The 1,951-nt window shown below is 72.6% G+C and carries 2 protein-coding genes; both read right to left on the bottom strand.

The features are described from left to right. Positions 1 to 84: 84 nt before the first annotated feature. On the bottom strand, positions 85 to 1,362 hold the full coding sequence (locus FV228_RS28175; RefSeq protein ID WP_147857507.1) for a porin: 1,278 nt from the start codon (positions 1,360 to 1,362) through the stop codon (positions 85 to 87). 125 nt (positions 1,363 to 1,487) lie between these two features. Further along, the coding region (locus tag FV228_RS28180) for an alpha/beta hydrolase fold domain-containing protein (protein ID WP_147857508.1) at positions 1,488 to 1,951 on the bottom strand (464 nt) is incomplete at its 5' end.

Raw genomic sequence — 1,951 nt, forward strand, 5'->3', positions numbered from 1 at the left:
AGCCGGCCGAGCCCGAGCCCGAGCGGCGGCCGTTCCGCTCGGTCCTGCGCAGAGCCGTCTGACCGGCGGTCCGAGCCGTGCGGCTCACCAATAGATCTGAAGCCGCCCCAGGACGGTGTCGACCGAGAACGGCGCGGTGCCCAGCACGTCCGACTGGGCCGCGCCCGGCTGAACGCGGCCGTGGATGACGTTCGCGATCAGGCGCAGGTTCGGCTCGGGATACCAGCTCAGGCCCAGGCTCACGTCCCGCTCGGCACCGCCGCGAAAGCCCCGGGCGTTCAGCGTGATGGCGCTGTAGCGGGCGGACAGCTCGAACACGCCGATCCCGCCCCGGGAGATTCTTTGGTCGTCCCGCGGCTGGACGCCCTTGAAGGTGGCGTAGGTCGTGCCGCCGTTCGGGGCCAGCGCGTAGGCGCGGCCGGCGCCGTTCAGCACCCAGCCGGCCTCGACGTAGCCGCCCTGGAAGTCGAGGCCGGGGACGGCCCCGCCCGGGCCGCCGAACCGGTCGATCGCGGCATGGATAACCTCGGCCTGCACCAAGACCGGACCGTTGCGATAGGCGAACTCGGCGCCGATCCGGGACACGCGCGCCGCGTCCGGCAGGTCACCGGTATCGACGAAGGGGCGCGTGAACAGGAACGCCTCCGGCGGTGTGGAGAAGCTGAACGCGCCGTCGGCCCGGCTCCGGCTCTGGAAGACGCCGGCGAGGCCGAGATGCAAAGTCTCCCGCTCGTTCAGGATCGGCGCCACCGTGGCGCGGCCCGCGGCTGCCACCCCGTCCCCGGTGATGCCGTTGCTGGCGGCGTCGCCGAACACGCTCGCCACGGCGGTCCAGGCCTGCCCGTGATGCCCGACCGCGAAACCGAAGCGGCGATCCGGCACGAACGCGTTGGCCAGGGAGCGCTCGGCGAACAGGGTGTCGTTGTTGCTCTGCAGCCATTCGAGGCTCAGCGGCACCTTCATGTTGCCGAGCGTCAGGATCGTGTCCGGCAGCCCCGTCCAGGCCACGAAGGCGTCGTTGATCGGCAGGAGCGGGTCGCTGAAATCGTACTGGAAGGCGACCACCCAATCCTTCCCGATGGTGAGCGTCGGCTCGATCCAGGAGCGGCGCACCGCGACGCTGTCGGGAAAGGTCGCGGCGAGGCCCGGCCGGCTGAAGCTGGCCGCACCAGAATCCAGGTGGAGGCGGCCACCGATCTGGAGCTTCATCTCCGGCTCGGGAACGGTGAAGGTCAGGCCCTTCGCGTCGTAGCGCAGGCGCTCGCCGGCGGGGCCGGCCATGCCCTCGATCGCATCCTCGGCCGCCCCGGCGGGCGAGGCGGCGGCCAGGGTCAGGACCACGAGGGCGGGGACGGGGCGCATGCCCGTCACCGGGCCATGGATCCGGTCCGGCGCCAATGACGGAGAGCAGGAATCGCCCGAATGATCGGGAGCGTGGCCCCGCGGTCCCGGCCCGTGCGCGGACCGAATCCCGGACCGACGGCCGATCAGCCTCCGGCGGACCCGTCGAGATGTGCCCGGATGTAGCGCCCCGCGCTCGCCAGGGACCGCCGGCCGGCCGCGACCTCCGGGTAGAACAGGTGCCAGGCATGGATCATGTGCGGCCAGACCTGCAGCTCGATCGCCACGTCCGCGGCCGCCGCCACCCCGGCGAGCCGCAGGGCGTCGTCGAGGAGCGTCTCCGCGGAACCGACCTGGATCAGCATCGGAGGCAGCCCGGCGAGGTCGGCGCGGATCGGCGACACCAGCGGGTCGTTGGGGTCGGCACCGTTGAGATAGGCGGCGGCGAGTTCGGCGAGGTAGGCCCGGCTGATCAGCGGATCGACCGCAGCCTTGGTGTCCAGGCTCGCCCCGGTGAGCGCGAGGTCGGTCCAGGGCGAGCTGAGCCAGAGGCAGCCGGGCAGGGGCAGGCCCCGCGCGCGCAGGGTCAGGGCCACGGCCACCGCGAGGC

Source organism: Methylobacterium sp. WL18 (genome assembly GCF_008040015.1).
In the GTDB taxonomy this organism is placed as follows: Bacteria; Pseudomonadota; Alphaproteobacteria; order Rhizobiales; family Beijerinckiaceae; genus Methylobacterium; species Methylobacterium mesophilicum.